Origin of the sequence: Geodermatophilus sp. DSM 45219 (genome assembly GCF_900104025.1) — a bacterium.
GTDB lineage: Bacteria > Actinomycetota > Actinomycetes > Mycobacteriales > Geodermatophilaceae > Geodermatophilus.
On record NZ_FNIQ01000005.1, the window covers coordinates 509,868 to 530,926 of the forward strand.

Below are 21,059 nucleotides of genomic sequence, written 5' to 3' on the forward strand. Positions count from 1 at the left end.
TCTCGGTCCGTGGAGAACTCGTTCATCCGGTCGTCACCGCCACGAGCGCGCCCGCGACGACCAGCGCGCCGCCGAGCATCGACAGCGCGTAGGAGCGGACGAAGCCGGTCTGGGTGCGGCCCAGCCGGGACGACGAGCCGCCCAGCGTCGCGGCCAGCCCGTTCACCGCGCCGTCCACCCCGCGGTTGTCGACCCACACCAGCGCGCGGGTCAGCCACTGCCCGGGCCGCATGAACAGCGACTCGTTGACCGCGTCGGCGTACAGCGCGCGGCGGGCGGCCCGGGTCACCGGCGACACCCGCACCGGCGCGGTCACCGGGACCTCGCGGCGCCCGACGAACAGCCAGGCGGTGAGCACCCCGACCGCCATGACGACGGTGACCAGCACGCTGACCACGATCGGCGCGACCACGTGCTCGGCCGCCTCCGGCTCGCCGAACACCGGCGCCAGCCACCCCTCCAGCGGGAAGGCGACGACCAGCAGGAAGCCGGCGAGCACCGACCCGACGGCCAGCAGCACCATCGGCGCGGTCATCACCGCGGGCGACTCGTGCGGGTGGACGCCGGGTTCCCAGCGCGGCCGGCCGAAGAAGGTCATGAGCATCAGCCGGGTCATGTAGAACGCGGTGAGCCCCGCGGCCAGGATCGCCAGCCCGCCGAGCAGGTAGCCCCAGCCGTCGCCGCGGTCGAACGCGGCCTCGATGATCGCGTCCTTCGTGTAGAAGCCGGACAGGAACGGGAAGCCGATCAGCGCCAGGTAACCCAGCCCGAACGTCACGAAGGTGACCTTCATGTGCGGCGCCAGCCCGCCGAAGCGGCGCATGTCCACCTCGTCGCCCATGGCGTGCATGACCGACCCGGCGCCGAGGAACAGCCCGGCCTTGAAGAAGCCGTGGGTGAGCAGGTGGGCGAGGCCCGCGACGTAGCCGATCGGGCCCAGCCCGACGGCGAGGAACATGTAGCCGATCTGGCTGACCGTGGAGTAGGCCAGCACCTTCTTGATGTCGTCCTGGGCGCAGCCGGCGATCGCGCCGATCATCAGCGTGATCGCGCCGACGGCGAGGACGACGGCCCGCGCGGTCGGCGTCGCGTCGTAGATCGGCGCACACCGGGCGATCAGGTAGACCCCGGCGGTGACCATGGTCGCGGCGTGGATGAGCGCCGACACCGGGGTCGGGCCCTCCATCGCGTCGGGCAGCCACGCCTGCAGCGGGAACTGGCCGGACTTGCCGCAGGCGCCGAGCAGCAGCAGCAGGCCCATCGCGGTCACCGTGCCGCCGGCCAGCAGGCCGACCGAGCCGAAGACGCCCTCGTAGGACACGGTGCCCAGCTGGGCGAACATCAGGAAGATCGCCAGCGCCAGTCCGACGTCGCCGACCCGGTTCATGATGAACGCCTTCTTCGCCGCGGTCGCCGCCGACGGGCGCTCGTGCCAGAAGGCGATGAGCAGGTAGGACGCCAGGCCCACGCCCTCCCAGCCGACGTAGAGGGCCACGAAGTTGTCGCCGAGGACCAGCAGCAGCATCGCCGCGACGAACAGGTTCAGGTAGGCGAAGAACCGGCGGCGGCGCGGGTCGTGCGCCATGTAGCCGATCGAGTAGACGTGGATGAGCGCGCCCACGCCGGTGATCAGCAGGACGAACAGCGCCGACAGCGGGTCGAACAGCAGCCCGGCCTGCACGTCCAGCGAGCCGGTCGCGACGAAGGTGAACAGCTCGACGTCCACCCGCCGGCCGCCGAGCTGGAGGGTGCACAGCAGGCCGAGCACGAAGGCCGTCACGACGGTGCCGGTGCCGAGCAGGTGACCCCACCGGTCGGTGCGCCGTCCGCCGAGCAGCAGGACGGCGGCCCCGGCCAGCGGCAGGGCGATGAGCAGCCAGGACGCGGCGATCAGCCCGTCGGCCGGAACGGTCTCCATCTACCGGTTCCCCGTCCTCAGTACTTGAGCAGGTTGGCGTCGTCGACCGACGCCGACCGGCGCGTCCGGTAGATCGACATGATGATCGCGAGGCCGATGACGACCTCGGCGGCGGCGACGACCATGACGAAGAACGCCATGACCTGGCCGTCGAGGGTGCCGCTGGCCCGGGCGAAGGTGACCAGGGTCAGGTTCACCGAGTTGAGCATCAGCTCGACGCACATGAACACGACGATCGCGTTGCGCCGGACCAGCACGCCGACCGCGCCGATGGTGAACAGGATCGCGGCGAGCACCAGGTAGTGCGTCAGACTCACGACCCCTCCTCGCTGGCGCTCGTCGTGATCGTGAGCCGGACTGCTCTGCTCATGGGTTCGCTCGCACGCTCGCTCACCTGTCTCGTCCCCCCGGGATGTCGCTGGGCGCGGGGTCCAGGGTGCCGAGCGCGGCGTCGGGCGTGCCGAGCTGCTCGCGGCCGGTGGGCCGCGGCATCTGCTCGACCTCCCGGGGCTCGATCCCGGTGGCGAAGCTGTCCTCTGCCAGCCGGCCGTCGGGGAGCAGGGCGGGCGTGGCGACGGAGTTGCCGCGGGCGTGGACCCCCGGTCCGGGCAGCGTCTGCGGCCGGTCGGTGAGGAACCGGGCCCGCGACAGCTCCTTCTGGGTGGGCCGCGTGCCCGGCTCGCGCTCGATGTGGGCGAGCACCATGGCGCCGACCGCGGCGGTGATCAGCAGGGCGCTGGTCACCTCGAAGGCCAGCAGGTAGCGGGTGAACAGCAGCGCGGCGATCGCCTCGATGTTGCTGGTCTCCGCGCCCTGCACGGCCGCGAGACCGGCGACCGGCAGGCCCTGGGTGGCCCGGGCGACGCCGGCGCCGACCAGCCCGGCGAAGCCGAGGCCCAGCACGATCGCCGCGACCCGCTGCCCGCGCAGGGTCTCCACCACCGAGTCCGACGAGTCGCGGCCGACCAGCATCAGCACGAACAGGAACAGGATCATGATGGCGCCGGTGTAGACGATGATCTGCACCGCGCCGAGGAACGGCGCCTCCTGGACGACGTAGAAGACGCCCAGCGCGAGCATCGTGTTGACCAGCCACAGCGCCGAGTGGACGGCGTTGCGCGAGAGCACCATGCCCAGCGCCCCGGCCAGCGCGACCGGGCCCAGGATCCAGAAGACGACGGCCTCGCCGGTGCCGATGACGACGTCGTTCACGGCATCTCCACCGCGACCGGCTCGGCGGGCGACGCGGGGTCCGGCGTCCGGACGTAGTAGTCCTTCTCGTCGTCACCCAGCCGCATGGCGTGCGGCGGGGCCTCCATGCCCGGCAGCAGCGGGGCCATCAGCTGTTCCTTGGTGTAGATCAGGTCCTGCCGGTTGTCGTCGGCCAGCTCGAAGTCGTTGCTCATGGTCAGCGAGCGGGTCGGGCAGGCCTCGATGCACAGGCCGCAGAAGATGCAGCGCAGGTAGTTGATCTGGTAGATGCGGCCGTACCGCTCACCCGGCGAGTACCGCTCGTCCTCGGTGTTGTCCCCGCCCTCGACGTAGATCGCGTCGGCCGGGCAGGCCCAGGCGCACAGCTCGCAACCGACGCACTTCTCCAGGCCGTCGGGGTGCCGGTTGAGCACGTGCCGCCCGTGGTAGCGCGGCTTGGTCACCTTCGGGACCTCGGGGTACTCCTCGGTGGTCACCTTGCGGAAGATCTGCGCGAAGGTGACCCCGAAGCCCTGCCCGGGTGCGGGCAGCCAGCTGGTCTTCTTGGCGGGGGCGCCGCCGTCCCGGCGCGCGAGCTCGCGCTTCGTCTGCGCCACCACGTCGTGACCGGGGTCGTGTGGATCCGGCGAACGGCGGTCCACGTCCTGGTGCTCAGTCATCGACGTCCTCCTCGATCGTGGTGGTGCTGCGCCGACCGGTGCCGACCACGGCACCGTCGGGCGCGACCGCGTCGCGGCGGCGCAGCCGCGGTGACGGGGGGACGGCGAGGTCCATCGGCGGGATGGGGAAGCCGCCCTCGGCGCGGCTGGGACCGGTGGGCCGGGCCGACCGCCGGCGCGGGCCGGCCGGCGGCAGCACCTCCGGCTCGGCGTCGGTCGGGTGGATCGACCCCGCGGCCGCCTTGGTGGCGGCGATCCGGGTGGCCCGGTTGCTGGCCCGGCTGGCGACCAGGAGCACCGCGATGACCAGCAGCGCGATCGGCACGCCGACGAACAGCGCCACCTGGCCGGTGGACAGGTCGGCCTCGCGGGCGACGGTGCGCATGGTGGCGACGGCGAGGATCCAGACCAGCGCGGTCGGGACCAGCACCTTCCAGCCGAAGCGCATGAACTGGTCGTAGCGCAGCCGGGGCAGCGTGCCGCGCAGCCAGATGAAGACGAACAGCGCGGCGACGACCTTGAGGAAGAACCACAGCAGCGGCCACCAGCCGGAGTTGGCGCCGGCCCAGATCGAGATCGGCCACGGCGCCCGCCAGCCGCCGAGGAACAGCGTCGCGGCCAGGGCGGAGACGGTGACCATGTTGATGTACTCGGCCAGGAAGAACAGCGCGAACTTCAGCGACGAGTACTCGGTGTGGAAGCCGCCGACCAGCTCGCTCTCGGCCTCGGGCAGGTCGAACGGCGCGCGGTTGGTCTCGCCCACGACCGCGATGACGTAGATGACGAAGGACACCGGCAGCAGGACGGCGAACCAGCCCGGGCCGTCGAAGGTGAGGCCGAAGAAGGACACCGGGTTCCCGTCGGCCTGCGCGGCGACGATCTCCGAGGTCGACATCGAGCCGGCGTAGAGGAACACCGCGACGATCGACAGGCCCATCGCGATCTCGTAGCTGACCATCTGCGCGGCGCTGCGCAGGCCGCCGAGCAGCGGGTACGTCGAGCCCGACGCCCAGCCGGCGAGCACGATGCCGTAGATGCCCATCGCCGAGCAGGCCAGGACGATCAGCACCCCGATGGGGGCGTCGGTGAGCTGCAGCGGGGTCTGCTGGCCGAAGATGCTGACCACCGGCCCGAGCGGGATCACCGAGAAGGCCAGGAACGCCGGGACGGCGGCCAGGACCGGGGCCAGGAAGTAGACCGGCTTGTCCGCGAGCGCCGGCATGATGTCTTCCTTGAACGCCAGCTTGAGCCCGTCGGCGAGGCTCTGCAGGTAGCCGCGCGGCCCGACCCGGTTGGGGCCGATCCGCTGCTGCATCCGGGCGACGACCTTGCGCTCGAAGACGATCGCGAACAGCGTCAGCAGCACCAGGACGACGAAGACGCCGACGACCTTGATGAGGACGATCCACCAGACGTCGGTGCCGAAGTCCTCGAGGGTGGGCTGGTTCTCGGCCGCCAGGACCACCACTGCGTCCACGGGCGACCCCGCGAGCTCGGTCACTCGGCACCTCCTGCGATGAGCCGGACCACGCCGCCGGGCGGCGTGCCCAGCCGGGCGCGCAGCTCGCTGCCCGGTGAGCGCATCGGCAGCCAGACCACCTGGTCGGGCATCTCGGTCACCAGCACCGGCAGGCTGACCTCGCCCATCGCGCCGCAGACGGTCACCCGGTCACCGTCGGCCAGGCCGAGCCGGCGGGCGGCGTCCTTGCCGAGGCGGGCGACCGGCGGGCGGGCGGTGCCGGCGAGTTCCGGCTCGTCGCGCTGCAGCGTCCCGACGTCCAGCAGCTGCCGCCACGAGGCCAGCACCGCCTCGTCCTCGGCGAGCTCCGGGTCGTTCGGCGGGACGACGTCCAGCCCGGTGACCCGGGGGCGCTCGGCGACCACGCCCAGGGCGGCCAGCTCGGCGCGGGCCACCTCGGGCGCGGGCAGCCGCAGGTCGACGTCCATCTCGTCGGCCAGGCCCTGCAGGACGCGGCCGTCGGGCAGCTGGCCGGTGCCGTGCAGCGTCGCGTCGAACGGCCGCAGCCGCCCCTCCCAGTCCAGGTAGCCGCCCGCCTTCTCCGCGGCCGCGGCCACCGGCAGGACGACGTCGGCGTGCTCGGTCACCGCGCTCGGCAGCATCTCCAGGCTGACCACGAAGGCGGCCCGGGTCAGCGCCGCCTCGGCCAACCCCGGGTCGGGCAGGTCGGCCGGGTCGACGCCGCCGACCAGCAGGCCGGCGAGCTCGCCGTGCGCCGCGGCGGCGAGGATCCCGCTGGTGTCGCGGCCGGGCGCGGCCGGCAGCTCCGCCAGCCCCCAGGCGGCGGCGACCTGGGCGCGGGCGCCGGCGTCGGTGACCGGGCGGCCGCCGGGCAGCAGCGCCGGCAGCGCGCCGGCCTCGACCGCGCCGCGCTCCCCCGCCCGCCGCGGCACCCAGGCGACGCGGGCCCCGGTCGCGCGGGCCAGCGCCACCAGGGCGGAGAAGGCACCCGGCGACTCGGCCAGCCGCTCACCGGCCAGCACCACCGCGCCGGGCTGCCGCAGCGCCTCGACCGCGGGACCGCCCCAGGTGCCCTCGGCCAGCGCCGCGAGCGAGCGGGCCTCGGCGCCGGGGCGGGTGGCCAGCACGGTGGCCTGCAGCTTCTCGGCGGCGCGGGTGACGAACGGGGCGAGGTCGAAGACCTGCAGCTTCCGGGTGCGCACCGCCCGGCGCAGCCGCAGGAAGACGATCGGCGACTCCTCCTCCGGCTCCAGCCCGGCGAGCAGCACCGTCGGCGCGGCGGCGAGGTCGTCGTAGGTGACGGATGCCCCCGCCGTGCCGCCGGCCGGTCCGGTGCCGGCCACGTGCGCGGTGAGGAACGCCAGCTCCTCCATCGAGTGCGCCCGGGCGCGGGCGTCGACGTCGTTGGTGCCGAGCGCGACGCGGGCGAACTTGGCGTAGGCGTAGGCGTCCTCGATCGTCAGCCGGCCACCCGGCAGCACCCCGACCCCGCCGGCGTCCCGCGCGGCGCGCAGCCCCTCGGCCGCCGCCGCCCACGCCTCGGGCCAGGACGCCGGCTCCAGCACGCCGTCCCGGCGGACCAGCGGTGTGGTGAGCCGCTCGTTGGCGGTGGCGTAGCGGAAGGCCCACCGGCCCTTGTCGCAGTTCCACTCCTCGTTGACCGCCGGGTCCTCACGGGCCAGCCGGCGGGTGACCTTGCCGCGGCGGTAGTCGGTGCGCTGGGCGCAGCCGGAGGCGCAGTGCTCGCACACGCTGTCCTCGCTGCGCAGGTCAAACGGCCGCGCCCGGAACCGGTACTGGGCGCTGGTCAGCGCGCCGACCGGGCAGATCTGGGTGGTGTTGCCGGAGAAGTAGGACTCGAACGGCTCGTCCTCGTAGATCGCCACCTGCTCCAGCGCGCCCCGCTCGAACAGCTCGATGAACGGGTCACCGGCGACCTGCTGGGAGAACCGGGTGCAGCGGGCGCACAGCACGCACCGCTCGCGGTCGAGCAGCACCTCGGTGCTGATCGGCAGCGGCTTGGGGTAGGTGCGCTTGACGTCGACGAAGCGGCTCTCGGTGCGGCCGTTGCTCATCGCCTGGTTCTGCAGCGGGCACTCGCCACCCTTGTCGCACGTGGGGCAGTCCAGCGGGTGGTTGATCAGCAGCAGCTCCATCGTGCCCTGCTGGGCCTTGTCGGCGACCGCGCTGGTGAGCTGGGTGTGGACCTCCATGCCCTCGGTGACCGGCATGGTGCAGGAGGCGACCGGCTTGCGCTGCCCCGCCACCTCGACCAGGCACTGCCGGCACGCGCCGACCGGCTCCAGCAGCGGGTGGTCGCAGAAGCGCGGGATGAACACGCCGACCTGCTCCGCCGCGCGGATGATCAGCGTCCCCTTGGGCACGGCGACCTCGAAGCCGTCGATCGTGCAGTGCACGGCGTCCGGCGGGGTGTGCGGGCCGGGCGTGCCGGGGGGCACCGCCGGCGCGGGCTGGGGATTGGTCAGCGTCACTGGTCCTCCTCGCTGGCGCTCGTCGGGCCAGTGCCGGGGCGTGCTGTGTCTCTGCGCGACCTCGCGAGCTCGGTCACGAGGCGACTCCGACGGGCTCGAGGCGGAGGCTGCGGCCCAGGCGGCCCTGTTCCTCCACCGGCAGCAGGGCGACGTAGTCGTCGCGGAAGTACTTCAGCGAGCTGGCGATGCAGCTGGTCGCGCCGTCGCCGAGGGCGCAGAAGGAGCGGCCCAGGATGTTGTCGCAGGTGTCGGTGAGCAGGTCCAGGTCGGCCGCCGTCCCGCGGCCGTGCACCAGCCGCTCGAGGATCTGGACCAGCCAGTAGGTGCCCTCCCGGCACGGGGTGCACTTGCCGCAGCTCTCGTGCGCGTAGAACTCGGTGAAGCGCAGGGTGGCCTCGACGATCGAGTCGGTCTCGTCGAACACCATGAGCGCGGTGGTGCCGAGCATGGACCCGGCCGCGGCCACCGAGTCGAAGTCGAGCGGGACGTCGAGGTGCTCGGCGGTGAAGTACGGCGTCGAGGAGCCGCCGGGCGTCCAGAACTTCAGCTGGTGCCCGGGGCGGACGCCGCCGGCCATCGCCAGCAGCTCGCGCATCGTCGTCCCCATGGGGGCCTCGTACTGGCCGGGGCGCACGACGCGACCGGACAGCGAGTAGATCTTCGGTCCGGGCGACTTCTCCGGGCCGAACTCCTTGAACCAGTCCGACCCGCCGCGGACGACGAACGGCACGCTCGCCAGCGTCTCGACGTTGTTGATCACCGTCGGGGCGCCGTAGAGCCCGGCGACCGCGGGGAACGGCGGCTTGAGCCGCGGCTGGCCGCGGTAGCCCTCCAGCGAGTCGAGCAGGGCGGTCTCCTCGCCGCAGATGTAGGCGCCGGCGCCGGCGTGCACGATCAGCTCGAGGTCGTAGCCGCTGCCCAGGATGTCGGTGCCGAGGTAGCCCGCGGCGTAGGCCTCCTCGACGGCGGAGACGAGCCGGCGGTGGGCGTGCACGGCCTCGCCGCGCACGTAGATGACCGCGAACGCCGACCGGATCGCGTAGGCGGAGATGATCACGCCTTCGACCAGCGAGTGCGGGTCGGCCATCATCAGCGGCAGGTCCTTGCAGGTGCCCGGCTCGCCCTCGTCCGCGTTGACGACGAGGTACTTGGGCATGGCCGCGGGGCCGGTCGGGGTCTCCCCCGGCTTGGGCTGCGGGATGAAGCTCCACTTCATGCCGGTCGGGAAGCCGGCGCCGCCGCGGCCGCGCAGCCCGGAGTCCTTGACCAGGCCGACCAGCTCGTCGGGGGTCATGGTCAGGGCGGTGCGCAGCGCGGTGTAGCCGTCGAGCCGCTCGTAGGCGGACAGCCGCCAGGACTGCGGCTCCGCCCAGCGGGAGGTGAGCACGGGTGCGAGGGGCATGTCAGGCCTTCCCGTCTGTCGGGGTCGTTCCGGTGGCCGGCTCGGCGGCGGGCGGGTTCTCGGTGCCGGCCCGCTGGCGGCCCCGCGGCTGCCCGTACTCGGCGCCCTTGTCGGGGTGGGCCTGCGCGGCGCCGGCCCGCTCGGCGGGGTTGTCGGCGGCCGCGACGCGGGCGTCGGCGGCCTCCTCGTCAGGCGTCTCCCCGGTGCGGCCGGAGGGCCGCGTCGTCTCGCGAGGCTCGCCCGTGTCGGCCGGTGGCTGCTCGGGCCCGTGCATGGGCGGGGCGGACTCGCCGCGCTCGGCGGCCAGCCGCAGCCCGGCCAGCGTCGGGCCGATGTCGCCCTCGGCGTCGACCGCGGCCGCCCGGGGGGCCGCCCCGCCGTACTGGTCGAAGCCGGCCAGCTGGCGGGAGACCCCGCGGAAGTCGGTCAGCGGGGCGCCGCGGGTGGGGTGCGGCCGCTCCCCGCGGCGCAGGGCGGCGACGAGCTCGCGGGCGCTGTCGACGTCCTGCTGGTCGTAGAACTCGTAGTCGACGGTGACCACCGGCGCGTAGTCGCAGGCGGCCAGGCACTCGGCGTGCTCGAGGGTGACCGAGCCGTCGGCGGCGGTCTCGTCGTGGTGGACGCCGAGGTCGGCGGCGAGGGCGTCGAAGATCCGCTGCCCGCCCAGCACGCTGCACAGGGTGTTGGTGCAGACGCTGACCAGGTGACGGCCGGTGGGGCGGCGCTTGTACATGGTGTAGAAGGTCGCGACCGCGCCGACCTCGGCCTTGGTCAGGCCCAGCTCCTCGGCGCACAGCGCCACGCCCTCGGGCGAGACGTAGCCCTGGACGCTCTGCACCAGGTGCAGCATCGGGAGGAGCGCCGAGCGGGGCTGCGGGTAGCGGGCGATGATCTCGCGCGCCTCCACCCGCACCTGCTCGGTCAGCGGCGGCAGGTCCGCAGGGGCGGGCTGCACGGGGCTGGAGTCCAGCCCGGTGACCGCCGTCCCCTCGGCCGACCCGGGGAGCGAGCTCATCGGTCGCACCCGCCCATGACCGGGTCGAGCGAGGCGATCGCCGCGATGACGTCGGCGATCATGCCGCCCTCGCTCATCGCCGCGGTCGCCTGCAGGTTGACGAAGCTGGGGTCGCGCACGTGCACCCGCCACGGTCTGGTGCCGCCGTCGCTGACGACGTGGTAGCCGAGCTCGCCGCGGGGCGACTCGATCGGCACGTAGACCTGGCCGGCCGGCACCCGGAAGCCCTCGGTGACCAGCTTGAAGTGGTGGATCAGGGCCTCCATCGACTGGCCCATGATGTGCTCGACGTGCTTCAGGGAGTTGCCCATGCCGTCGGGGCCGAGGGACAGCTGCGCGGGCCAGGCGATCTTCTTGTCCTCGACCATCACCGGGCCGGGCTCCAGCCGGTCCAGCGCCTGCTCGATGATCTTCATCGACTCGTTCACCTCGGCCATCCGCACCAGGTAGCGACCCCAGGCGTCGCAGGTGTCGGCGGTCGGCACCTCGAAGTCGTAGGTCTCGTAGCCCAGGTACGGCTCGACCTTGCGCAGGTCCCACGGCAGCCCGGCCGCGCGCAGCACCGGCCCGGTGATGCCGAGCGCCACGCAGCCGGTGACGTCGAGGTAGCCGGCGTCCTTGAGCCGGGCCTGCCAGATCGGCTGGCCGGTGAGCAGCTTGTGGAAGTCGGCCACCCGGGCGGGCATGACCTGCAGGAACTCGCGGATGTGCTCCACCGCGCCGGGCGGCAGGTCCTGCGCGAGCCCGCCGGGCCGGATGTAGGCGTGGTTCATCCGCAGGCCGGTGATCTCCTCGAGCAGGTCGAGGACCAGCTCCCGCTCGCGGAAGCCGTTGGTCATCCCGGTGAGCGCGCCCATCTCCATGCCGAAGGTGGCCAGCGCGACCAGGTGCGAGGCGATCCGGTTGAGCTCCATGACGAGCACGCGGATCGTCTGCGCGCGCTGCGGCGCCTCGATGCCGAGCAGCTTCTCGACCGCGAGGCAGTAGCCGGCCTCGTTGTACAGCGGGGACAGGTAGTCCATCCGCGTGACGAACGTCGTCCCCTGGGTCCAGTTGCGGTACTCGGTGTTCTTCTCGATGCCGGTGTGCAGGTAGCCGATGACCACCCGCGCCTTGGTCACCGTCTCGCCCTCGAGGTCCAGCACCAGCCGCAGGACGCCGTGGGTGGAGGGGTGCTGCGGGCCCATGTTGACGACCAGCCGCTCCTCGCCGATCGCGTCGGCGCCCAGCGTCTGGTCCCAGTCGCCCCCGGTGACCGTGTAGACGCGGCCCTCGGTGGTCTCCCGCGAGCCGGCGTAGGGATCGGTCGGGTTGTACGTGGTGCTCACTGCGTCTCCCGTTCGACTCCGGACTCGTTCCGCTCCTCGGTCGCTCGCGCTCCCTGCGGTGCTCGCTCGCCCGTCGTTCTCACCGATAGCTCCTGCGCGTGTCCGGCGGCGGGATCGTCGCGTCGTGGTACTCCACGGGGACGCCGCCGAGCGGGTAGTCCTTGCGCTGGGGGTGGCCGTCCCAGTCGTCGGGCATGAGGATCCGGGTGAGCGACGGGTGGCCGTCGAAGACGATCCCGAACATGTCCCAGGTCTCGCGCTCGTGCCAGTCCGCCGTCGGGTAGATGCCGGTCACCGAGGGCACGTGCGGGTCCTCGGCGGTGACCGCGACCTCCAGCCGGATCCGCCGGCGGTAGGTCATCGAGGTCAGGTGGTGGACCACGTGCAGCCGGGGCCGGCCGGGCGTGGCCGCGGGGCCGCCGCTGCCCTCGTAGTCGACGCCGGAGACGCTGCTGCACAGCTCGAAGCGCAGCGCCTCGTCGTCCCGCAGGGCCTGCACCACGGTCAGCAGGTGCTCGCGGGCGACGAAGTAGGTGATCTCCCCCCGGTCGACCAGCACCCGCTGGACCGCCGCGTCGTAGGTGGCCGGCCCGACGGCCTCGATCAGCGCGTCGGTGACCTCGTCGAACCAGCCGCCGTAGGGCCGGTCGGTGGAGTGCAGCGCGACCGCGCCGCCGGGCTCGACGCGGACCAGCCCGCCGAAGCCGGAGGTGTCGCCGCTGCCGGAGACGCCGAAGGCGCCCTTCCGGAAGCCGCCGGAGGGGGCGGTGGCGCCCTGCGCGGGGTCCTCGCCGCTGCGGTCCCCGGGGCCGGTCACCGGTTCCCCCGCACGTAGGGCTCCGGCAGCAGGACGGCGTCGCCGCCGCGCTGCTCGATGGCGAACTGGCCGGTGCGCCGCTCGGCCACCGCCTGCTCGTAGGCCGCGCGCTTGGCCTTGTCCACGCGCACCGACGAGGGCATCTCCACCATGAGGTCCGGCGCCCGGCCCTCGGCCCGCGCCTGCTCCAGCTCGCGCGCCCGCCGCGGCCCCAGCGGCTCGTTCATGATCTTGTGGTGCAGCTTGAGGATCGCGTCGGTGAGCATCTCCGGCCGCGGGGGGCAGCCGGGCAGGTACATGTCCACCGGCACGATGTGGTCGACGCCCTGCACGACGGCGTAGTTGTTGAACATCCCGCCGGAGCTGGCGCACACGCCCATCGCCAGCACCCAGCGCGGCTCGGGCATCTGGTCGTAGATCTGCCGCAGGACCGGTGCCATCTTCTGGCTCACCCGGCCCGCGACGATCATCAGGTCGGCCTGCCGCGGCGAGGCGCGGAAGACCTCCATGCCGAAGCGGGCGAGGTCGTAGCGGCCGGCACCGGTCGCCATCATCTCGATCGCGCAGCACGCCAGCCCGAAGGTCGCCGGCCACAGCGAGGACTTGCGGGTCCAGTTGACCAGCTTCTCCACCGAGGTCAGCAGGACGCCGCTCGGCAACTTCTCCTCGAGTCCCATGACCAGCCCCTCAGTCCCAGTCCAGGCCGCCGCGTCGCCACACGTAGACGTAGGCGATGAACACGGTGCCGATGAAGACGACCATCTCGACCAGCCCGAAGACGCCCAGCGCGTCGTTGGCGACGGCCCACGGGTAGAGGAAGACGATCTCGATGTCGAAGACGATGAAGATCATCGCCGTCAGGTAGTACTTGACCGGGAAGCGGCCGCCGGTCAGCGGCTGGTCGACCGGCTCGATGCCGCACTCGTAGGCGGCCAGCTTGGCCCGGTTGTAGCGGCGGGGGCCCACGTAGGGCGCGACCGCCACCGAGAACAGCGCGAACGCCGCGGCCAGCGCGAACAGGCCGACGATCGGGACGTACTGCGACAGCACAGCGCCTACCTCTCGCCGTCGGAGGTGTGGGAGGGGGTGGTCACGTCAGACCGCCGGGGCCAGACGCGTGAGGACGGCGACGGCGCGGTCGAGGCGGTCGCCGTCCCGGCCGTCGGTGAGGTTGCCCATGAGCCGCAGCGCCAGGGCGACCAGCGCGGGCCGCTTGAGCCCGTGCCCGGTGGCGAAGCGCACCAGGTCCGGCCGGGCCAGCAGGGCGAGGAACCCGGTGCCCAGCCGGTGGTGGCGGCCGTACACCTCGCGCAGCCGCGCGGGGTACCGGCGCAGGACGCCCTCGCGGGCGAGGCCCTCGGGGGCGGCCAGGCCCAGGACGGCGGCCTCGGCGGCCATCCGGCCGGTCTCCAGCGCGTAGCTGATGCCCTCGCCGTTGAACGGGTTCACGGTGCCCGCGGCGTCGCCGGCCAGCAGCAGCCCGCGGGTGTACGCCGGCCCGCGGTTGAGCGCCATCGGCAGCCCGGCGCCGCGCAGCGGGGTGACCGCGTGCTCCTCGCCGAGCTGCCACTCCTCCGGGAGGGTGGCCAGCCACTCGCGCAGCACCGCTCGCGGCTCGGCGCCGGTGCCGCGGCGGGCGTCGAGCAGGCCGAAGCCGACGTTGCTGGTGCCGTCGCCCATCCCGAACGCCCAGCCGTAGCCGGGCATCGAGTCCGCGCTCGGGCCCGACGGCGAGAGGTCGAAGGAGATGTCCAGGTACTCGTCGTCCGTGCGCGGGGAGGACACGTACCGGCGGACGGCGACGCCCAGCGGCCGGTCCTGACGACGCAGCAGGCCCAGCGCCTTCGCCAGCCGCCCGGACAGGCCCTCGGCGGAGACCACCAGGGGCGCGCGCCAGGTGGCCGGCGTCCGGTCCGGCCCCTCCTCGGCGTGCACGCCGGTGACCCGGCCGGCGTCGTCCAGCAGCGGACCGGTGACCGTGACCTGCTGCACCAGCCGCGCGCCGGCAGCGACCGCGTGCCCGGCGAGGCCGGCGTCGAGGTCGCGGCGGGTGCGCACCAGGCTGTACGACGGCCAGCGCTCCAGCTCCGGCCAGCCCACCTCGACCACCTGACCGCCACCGGTGACGCGCAGCCCCCTGTGCCGCACCCAGCCGGTGGTGTCGACGCCCATGTCGTCGAGCGCCTTCACCCCGCGCGGGGTCAGCCCGTCACCGCAGACCTTCTCGCGGGGCAGCAGCGCTTTCTCCAGGACGGCGACGTCGAGTCCGGCGCGGGCGAGGTGCCAGGCCGCCGAGGACCCTGCGGGACCGGCGCCCACGACGAGCACGTCGGCCCGCCGGTCGCCGTCGTCCACCTCGGCCCCCTCCGTTGAGTTCCCGCGGCCACTTTGTGAATTGCTTCACAAAGTCGCCCGGTCCCTACTCTAGGCCGGGGTGTGACGTCGGTGACAAGTGGACTTCCAGGACTCGTACGTCACAGTTCCGTCTCGTCCCACGGGCCTCACGCGCCGAGGTGCTCAGGCCCGTGGCTTGCGGCCGCGGTGCAGCGCGACGATCCCGCCGGTGAGGTCGCGCCAGGCCACGTCGGCCCAGCCGTCGTCCTGCAGGCGGGCGGCGAGCGCGGGCTGGTCGGGCCAGGCCCGGATCGACTCGGCCAGGTAGACGTAGGCGTCCGGGTTGCTGCTGACCACACGGGCGATCCGCGGCAGGGCGCGCATCAGGTACTCGGTGTAGACGGTGCGGAACGGCGCCCAGGTCGGGCTGGAGAACTCGCAGACGACCAGCGTGCCGCCGGGGCGGGTGACCCGGGCGAACTCGCGCAGCGCGGCGTCGGGGTCGGCGACGTTGCGCAGGCCGAAGGAGATCACCACGCCGTCGACGCTCTCGTCGGCCAGCGGCAGGGCCATCGCGTCGCCGGCCACCTTGGGCACCGGCCGGGCGGCGCCCGCGCGCAGCATGCCCTGGGAGAAGTCGCAGGCGATCGCGTGCACGCCGCCGCCGGCCAGCTCGACCGTGGAGACCGCCGTCCCCGCGGCGACGTCGAGCACCGTCTGCCCGGGCCGGGCGCCCAGGGCCTCGCGGGTGGCCCGCCGCCAGGAGGCGTCCAGGCCGCCGGAGAGGACCGTGTTGGTGACGTCGTAGCGCTCCGCGACCCGGTCGAACATGGCCGCGACGTCGGCCGGCTGCTTGTCCAGACCGGCCCGCCGCCCCGCGGTGTGTGCGCCCTCTCGCCGGTCTCCCACGACGGGGACGCTACCGGGCTGCCTACCCTGGGCCGGTGACCGTGGTAGCAGTGACCACCCCTGACGCGGTCACGCCCGTCGTCAGCACGACCCCGCTGGTCGAGGCGCCCCGCCTGCTCGACCTGCTGCCGGCCGCCGGCGCGCTGTCCTGGGTGCGCCGCGGCGAGGGCCTGGTCGGCTGGGGCGAGGCGGCGCGGCTGGAGGTCACCGGCCCGCACGCGCTCGCCGAGGCGGCCGCCTGGTGGGACGCGTACAGCGCGGACCTGGACGTCGACGACCGCGCCGGCGTGCCGGGCTCGGGGCCGGTCGTGTTCGCCTCCGTCGCCTTCGACCCGGCCGCGGGGACGTCGGTGTTCGTCGTCCCCGAGGTCGTCGTCGGGCTGCGGGACGGCGCGGGGTGGGTGACCACCACCGGGGACGCCGACCCCACCGGCGTGCTGTCCGCCGCGGCGCCCGCGGCGGCGCCGTCCCCGCTCGGGCGGCTGCGCTACGCGGACGGCGCGCTGGACCCCGCGTCCTGGTGCGCGACGGTCGCCACGGCGGTCGAGCGGATCGACGCCGGTGAGCTCGCCAAGGTGGTGCTCGCGCGCGACCTGCTCGTGACCGCCGACGCGCCGCTGGACGCCCGTGCCCTGCTGGCCCGGCTGGCGACCCGCTTCCCCGACTGCTGGACCTTCGCCGTCGACGGCCTGCTCGGCGCGACGCCGGAGCTGCTGCTGCGCCGGACCGGCCGGCAGCTGTCGTCCCGGGTGCTCGCGGGCACCGCCCCGCGCGGCGCGGGCGCCGACGACGAGCGGCTGGCCGCCGGCCTGCTGTCGTCGGCCAAGGACCGCGCCGAGCACGCCCTCGCCGTCGACTCGCTGGTGCGCGCGCTGGAGCCGTACTGCGCGACGCTGACCGCACCGGAGGAGCCCGAGCTGCTGACCCTGGCCAACGTCCGCCACCTGGCCACCGACGTCACCGGGGTGCAGCGGCGCAGCGGGGCCCGCGGCTCGGCCGGGCTGCTCGAGCTGGTCGGCGCGGTGCACCCGACCGCCGCCGTCTGCGGCACGCCGACCGACGCCGCCGCCGCGCTCATCACCGAGCTCGAGGGCATGGACCGCGGCCGCTACGCCGGCCCGGTCGGCTGGGTCGACGCCCGCGGGGACGGCGAGTTCGGGCTGGCGCTGCGCTGCGCGGAGCTCTGCGACCGGGACCCGGCCTCGGCGCGGCTGTTCGCCGGCTGCGGCATCGTCGCCGGCTCCGACCCGGCTGCCGAGCTGGCCGAGACCCAGGCGAAGTTCGCCGCCTTCCAGGCCGCGCTGGAGAGCTGACCCGGGCTGCGCAGCCGCCTTCCCGGTACTGCCTGGGGCTGTCGCCGTCCGGGCCGTCCGCCCGGGCCCGGTCGGACCACCTTCCGCCCGGAACGCTCGTGCTCTGCCCACCACGGTGGGCAGAGCACGAGTGTCCCGAGCACCAGGATGGCCACCGGGTCGACCGGCGTCGGGCACGGCTCCGGACTGCGTCAGCTCGCCGGCCACGTCGACGAGCTCGCGGTTGGTCCGCTGGGACGCCTGGCGCCGTCCCGGGAGGCGGGAGCCGGGCGCTGCTCCTCGTCGCTCGCCCCGGCACCGCGACCGCGACCGCGACCGCCAGCGGTCACGCTCCGCCGAGTGCCCCGGTGGCGGCCGACCGCAGCCGGATCGCCAGCTCGGCCTCGGCGCGCTGGTCGGTGCCGACGACGACCACCCGCGGCCCACCGGCACGCAGCGCCCTGGGGAGGCCGGCCGGGCCGGGCACCCGCTCCGCCGGCCAGCCCAGCGCCTCCGCCACGGCCACCAGGTCGCGGCCGTGCGGCGTGCCGAACACCCGCCGGTAGCCGGCCTCGTAGCGGGGCTGTCCGGGCTCGAGCTGGGCGAAGATCCCGCCGCCGTCGTTGTCCGGGACGACGAGGGTGAGGTCCGGCCGCGGCTCCCCCTCCCCCACCAGCAGACCCTGCAGGTCGTGCAGGAACGTCAGGTCACCGAGCAGCGCGAACGCCGGGCCGCCGTGCACCCGGGCCGCGCCGACCGCGGTGGAGACCGTGCCGTCGATGCCGGCCACGCCGCGGTTGGCCAGCACCGTGAGCCCCGCGCGGGGGACGGCGAGCCGGTCGACGTCGCGCACCGGGGTGGAGGAGCCGAGCACCAGCAGCGCGCCGTCGGGCAGGGCGGCCACCAGGTCGCGGGCGAGCGACCCGGCGGTCAGCCCCGGCACCGCGTCGAGCAGGCCGTCCACCGCCGTCCCCACCCGGCCGGCGGCGGTGCACCACGCCTCGCGCCAGGACGGGTCGGCCGGCGTCCCGGGGGCCGGCAACGCGCCCACCCGGGTCGTCGAGCGGCCGGCGTCGGGCCAGCGCGGGGCGGCCGACACCGTCTCCACCCGCACGGCGGGGTCGGCCAGCAGTGCCGACACCGGCCGGGACAGCGTCGGCCGGCCGACGACGAGCACCCGGTCGGGCCGGTGCGCGGCGAGCCAGCCCGGGACCCCGAGGAGCAGCGCGCCGCCGCGCACGGACGCCGCCCACGCGCCGCTGGACGGCTCGGCGACGACCGGCCAGCCCTGTGCCCGCGCCAGCTCGGCCGCCTCCCGGCCCAGCGACGGCGGCGCGTCCCCCACGACGACGAGGGTGCGTGCCGGGCCGGGGTCGGCAGGCCGCGGCGGCGCCACGGCGGAGCCGTCGGTCCACGGGGCACCGTCCGGCCGGCCCGACCACGGGCCGACGGTCCGCACGTCGGCGTCCTCGGGCAGCAGCGGCTCGCGGAACGGCAGGTTCAGGTGCACCGGCCCCGGGTCGCTGGAGAGCACGCCGCGCGCGGTCAGCAGCGCCTTGGCCACCAGCGAGCGCCAGTACCGGTTCTGCGCCTCCTCGCGGCCGGCCTCGGGGACCCCGGCGTCGACCGCCGCCCGCACCGCCACGCCGTAGAGCCCGGGCTGGACGATCGTCTGGTTGGCGCCGGTGTCGCGCAGCTCGGGCGGCCGGTCGGCGGTCAGCGCCAGCAGCGGCACACCGGCGGCGTCGGCCTCGAGCACGGCGGCGTGCAGGTGTGCGGTCGCCGTCCCCGAGGTGGTCAGGACCGGCACCGGCCGCCCGGACGCCTTGGCCAGCCCGAGCGCGAGGAAGGCCGCCGTCCGCTCGTCGATGCGCACGTGCAGGGTCAGCCGGCCGGCCCGCTCGGCGTCGGCCAGCGCCAGCGCGACCGGCGCGGAGCGCGAGCCGGGGGCCACGACGGCGTCGGTGACCCCGCCGCGGACCAGCTCGTCGACGAGCACCCGGGCGAGGGCGGTGGAGGGGTTCACCCGCGCACCGCGTCCAGCCGGGCCCGCCAGCGGGCCTCGGTCTCGGGGTCGGCGGCGACGTCGGCCAGCCGGTCGGGCGTCACGGTCCGCACCGGCAGCGCGCCGTCCACGGGCAGCAGCGGGGCGCTGGTGACGTCGCCGTCGAGCAGCGCCACCGTGGCCAGCCCGCAGGCGAACGGCAGCTCCGGCAGCGCGGCGGCCAGCGCCACCCCGGCGGCGATGCCGACCGACGACTCCAGCGCCGAGGACACGACGCACGGCAGGCCGTGCGCGTCGGCCACCCGCAGTGCGGCGCGGACCCCGCCGAGCGGCTGCACCTTGAGGACGACGACGTCGCACGCCTCGCGCAGGTCCACCCGCAGCGGGTCGGCCGCGCGCCGGACCACCTCGTCGGCGGCGATGCGGACGTCGACCCGCCGGCGCAGCGCGGCCAGCTCCTCGAGCGAGGTGACCGGCTGCTCGACGTACTCCAGGCCCACCCGGTCCAGCTCGCGGATGCGGGCGGCCGCGGTGTCGACGTCCCAGGCGGCGTTCGCGTCGACCCGGATCGCGCCGTCCGGGCCCAGCGCGTCGCGCACCGCCTCGACCCGGGCGACGTCGTCCGCCGTGGTCTGCCCGGGCTCGGCGACCTTGACCTTCGCGGTGCGGCAGCCCGAGGCGGTGACGATCGCGTGGGCGCGGTCGGGTCCGACCGCCGGCACGGTGACGTTGACCGGCACGGTCTCCCGGATCGGCGCCGGCCACCGCTCGCAGGCGGCCTCGACCGCTGAGGCCCACCAGCGGCGGCTCTCGGCGACGTCGTAGTCCCAGAACGGGGAGAACTCACCCCAGCCGGCGGGGCCCCGCACCAGCACGCCGTCCCGGACGTCGATGCCGCGGAACCGGGTCCGCATCGGCACCGACCAGACCCGCGCCCCGTCGGTGTCGATCACGCCAGCAAGCGTAGTTCGGCCCTCCTGCAGGGGCCCGCCGCGAGCTTGCGAGTGGCGGGTGGCAAGGGGGTCCTTCAAGGGGGGCAGGAGGGTCCCTACTCTCGGACCTCGTGCCCCGGCACCTCACCGCCGTGCCCGCGCCGGCCGACCCCCTCGCGCTCCTGCCGCAGCTGCGTGCCGCCCTCGACGGCACGGCGCCGCTCGCCGTCCTGCCCGCCGGGCCCCCGGCCGCGGTCGAGGCCGCCCGGGCGGTGCTGGCACCTGCGGAGCCCCTGGAGGAGGGCGCGGACCTCGTCGTCGTCACCTCCGGGTCGACCGGCGGGGGCCGCGGGGTGCTGCTGCCGGCGTCCGCGGTGCGCGCCTCGGGCGAGGCCACGCTGCGCCGGGTCGGCGGCCCGGGGGCCTGGCTGCTGGCGCTGCCGGTGTCCGCCGTCGCCGGGCTGCAGGTGCTCTGCCGGTCGGTCCTGGGCGGCACCGACCCGACCGTCCTGGCCCCCGGCGAGCCGCTGGCCGCCGCCGTCGCCCGGATGCCGGCGGGACGCCGGTACACCGCGCTCGTCCCGACCCAGCTGCGCCGGTACCTCGACGCCGAGCCCGCCGCGCTGCGCGCCTTCGACGCCGTGCTGGTCGGTGGGGCGGCCACGGACGCAGGCCTGCTGGCCCGCGCCCGGGAGGAGGGGGTCGCCGTCGTCACCACCTACGGCATGACCGAGACGGCGGGCGGCTGCGTGTACGACGGCGAGCCGCTGGACGGCGTCCGGGTGCGGGTGGCGGAAGGCGTCGAGCTGGCCGGGCCGGCGCTGGCCCTGGGCTACCGGCTCGATCCCGAAGGCACGGCAGCCGCGTTCGCCGGCGGCTGGTTCCGCACCCGCGACGCGGGCTCCCTGGACGACGCCGGCCGGCTCACCGTGCACGGCCGGCTGGACGACGTCGTGGTCACCGGCGGGGTCAACGTCGCGCCGCAGGCCGTGGAGAGCGTGCTGCGGCAGCACCCGCACGTCGCCGACGCCGTCGTGTTCGGCCGGCCGGACGACGAGTGGGGCCAGCGGGTCGTCGCCGCCGTCGTCCCGGCACCCGGCGCGGAGCCCGACCTCGCCGGCCTGCGACCGTGGGTGGCCGAGCGGCTGGGCGCTCCCGCCGCGCCGCGCGAGCTGCACCGCATCGCCGCCGTCCCGACCCTGCACACCGGCAAGCCCGACCGGCGCGGCGTCGCCGCGGCCCTGCTCGACGAGAGGTCCTGACC

17 protein-coding genes and 1 pseudogene are annotated in these 21,059 nt (G+C 74.9%); 2 read left to right on the top strand and 16 right to left on the bottom strand.

The features are described from left to right. Positions 1–22 precede the first annotated feature (22 nt). The 14 genes and pseudogenes from nuoL to BLR12_RS18235 all read right to left on the bottom strand — a co-directional run bounded on the left by nuoL (position 23) and on the right by BLR12_RS18235 (position 15,566). Entirely contained in the window at positions 23–1,918 is a 1,896-nt protein-coding gene (nuoL, locus tag BLR12_RS18170) for an NADH-quinone oxidoreductase subunit L (RefSeq protein WP_176832575.1), read from the bottom strand. A gap of 17 nt (positions 1,919–1,935) precedes the next feature. Beyond that, positions 1,936–2,235, bottom strand: a complete 300-nt coding sequence (gene nuoK, locus BLR12_RS18175) for an NADH-quinone oxidoreductase subunit NuoK (RefSeq protein WP_091381126.1) — start codon at positions 2,233–2,235, stop codon at positions 1,936–1,938. A gap of 73 nt (positions 2,236–2,308) precedes the next feature. Beyond that, entirely contained in the window at positions 2,309–3,130 is an 822-nt protein-coding gene (locus tag BLR12_RS18180) for an NADH-quinone oxidoreductase subunit J (protein WP_091381127.1), read from the bottom strand. Next, positions 3,127–3,789: an NADH-quinone oxidoreductase subunit NuoI gene (gene nuoI / locus BLR12_RS18185; RefSeq protein WP_255363604.1), complete on the bottom strand. Its 663-nt coding sequence runs from the start codon at positions 3,787–3,789 to the stop codon at positions 3,127–3,129. The genes BLR12_RS18180 and nuoI overlap by 4 nt, the downstream gene beginning before the upstream one ends. Continuing rightward, the gene (nuoH, locus tag BLR12_RS18190) at positions 3,782–5,290 is read right to left on the bottom strand and encodes an NADH-quinone oxidoreductase subunit NuoH (protein WP_255363605.1); all 1,509 of its coding nucleotides are present in this window, start codon (positions 5,288–5,290) and stop codon (positions 3,782–3,784) included. The genes nuoI and nuoH overlap by 8 nt, the downstream gene beginning before the upstream one ends. Next, entirely contained in the window at positions 5,287–7,761 is a 2,475-nt protein-coding gene (locus BLR12_RS18195; RefSeq protein ID WP_255363606.1) for an NADH-quinone oxidoreductase subunit G, read from the bottom strand. The genes nuoH and BLR12_RS18195 overlap by 4 nt, the downstream gene beginning before the upstream one ends. 73 nt (positions 7,762–7,834) lie before the next feature. Beyond that, positions 7,835–9,163 (bottom strand): NADH-quinone oxidoreductase subunit NuoF, encoded by a 1,329-nt coding sequence (gene nuoF, locus BLR12_RS18200; RefSeq protein ID WP_091381128.1) that lies wholly within the window; start codon positions 9,161–9,163, stop codon positions 7,835–7,837. A 1-nt stretch (position 9,164) separates the two neighbouring features. Next, entirely contained in the window at positions 9,165–10,178 is a 1,014-nt protein-coding gene (gene nuoE / locus BLR12_RS18205; protein ID WP_091381129.1) for an NADH-quinone oxidoreductase subunit NuoE, read from the bottom strand. Continuing rightward, positions 10,175–11,506: an NADH-quinone oxidoreductase subunit D gene (locus BLR12_RS18210; protein WP_091381130.1), complete on the bottom strand. Its 1,332-nt coding sequence runs from the start codon at positions 11,504–11,506 to the stop codon at positions 10,175–10,177. Before BLR12_RS18210 ends, nuoE begins: the two co-directional genes overlap by 4 nt. Positions 11,507–11,585: 79 nt before the next feature. Continuing rightward, positions 11,586–12,323, bottom strand: a complete 738-nt coding sequence (locus BLR12_RS18215) for an NADH-quinone oxidoreductase subunit C (RefSeq protein ID WP_091381131.1) — start codon at positions 12,321–12,323, stop codon at positions 11,586–11,588. Positions 12,324–12,502: 179 nt separating this feature from the next. Further along, positions 12,503–13,000, bottom strand: a pseudogene (locus BLR12_RS18220) (NADH-quinone oxidoreductase subunit B family protein); the annotation flags it as partial. Between the two features lie 10 nt (positions 13,001–13,010). Then, on the bottom strand, positions 13,011–13,370 hold the full coding sequence (locus tag BLR12_RS18225) for an NADH-quinone oxidoreductase subunit A (RefSeq protein ID WP_091381294.1): 360 nt from the start codon (positions 13,368–13,370) through the stop codon (positions 13,011–13,013). A 48-nt stretch (positions 13,371–13,418) separates the two neighbouring features. After that, complete coding sequence (locus BLR12_RS18230) at positions 13,419–14,678, bottom strand: geranylgeranyl reductase family protein (RefSeq protein WP_091381133.1); 1,260 nt, start codon at positions 14,676–14,678, stop codon at positions 13,419–13,421. Positions 14,679–14,840: 162 nt separating this feature from the next. Continuing rightward, a complete protein-coding gene (locus BLR12_RS18235; RefSeq protein WP_091381135.1) occupies positions 14,841–15,566 on the bottom strand; it encodes a demethylmenaquinone methyltransferase in 726 nt (241 codons plus the stop codon). Positions 15,567–15,601: 35 nt separating this feature from the next. Between BLR12_RS18235 and BLR12_RS18240 the strand changes: the two genes are divergently transcribed. After that, on the top strand, positions 15,602–16,879 hold the full coding sequence (locus tag BLR12_RS18240) for an isochorismate synthase (RefSeq protein ID WP_176832576.1): 1,278 nt from the start codon (positions 15,602–15,604) through the stop codon (positions 16,877–16,879). A 325-nt stretch (positions 16,880–17,204) separates the two neighbouring features. Here BLR12_RS18240 and menD read toward each other — a convergent pair whose 3' ends face one another. Both menD and BLR12_RS18250 read right to left on the bottom strand, forming a co-directional pair. Then, positions 17,205–18,884: a 2-succinyl-5-enolpyruvyl-6-hydroxy-3-cyclohexene-1-carboxylic-acid synthase gene (gene menD / locus BLR12_RS18245; RefSeq protein ID WP_091381137.1), complete on the bottom strand. Its 1,680-nt coding sequence runs from the start codon at positions 18,882–18,884 to the stop codon at positions 17,205–17,207. Beyond that, positions 18,881–19,816, bottom strand: coding sequence for an o-succinylbenzoate synthase (locus tag BLR12_RS18250; protein WP_091381139.1), 936 nt, complete (start codon positions 19,814–19,816; stop codon positions 18,881–18,883). Before BLR12_RS18250 ends, menD begins: the two co-directional genes overlap by 4 nt. Before the next feature lie 110 nt (positions 19,817–19,926). Here BLR12_RS18250 and menE point away from each other — a divergent pair, with 110 nt between their 5' ends. Next, on the top strand, positions 19,927–21,057 hold the full coding sequence (menE, locus tag BLR12_RS18255) for an o-succinylbenzoate--CoA ligase (protein WP_091381141.1): 1,131 nt from the start codon (positions 19,927–19,929) through the stop codon (positions 21,055–21,057). The last annotated feature ends 2 nt before the right edge of the window (positions 21,058–21,059 follow it).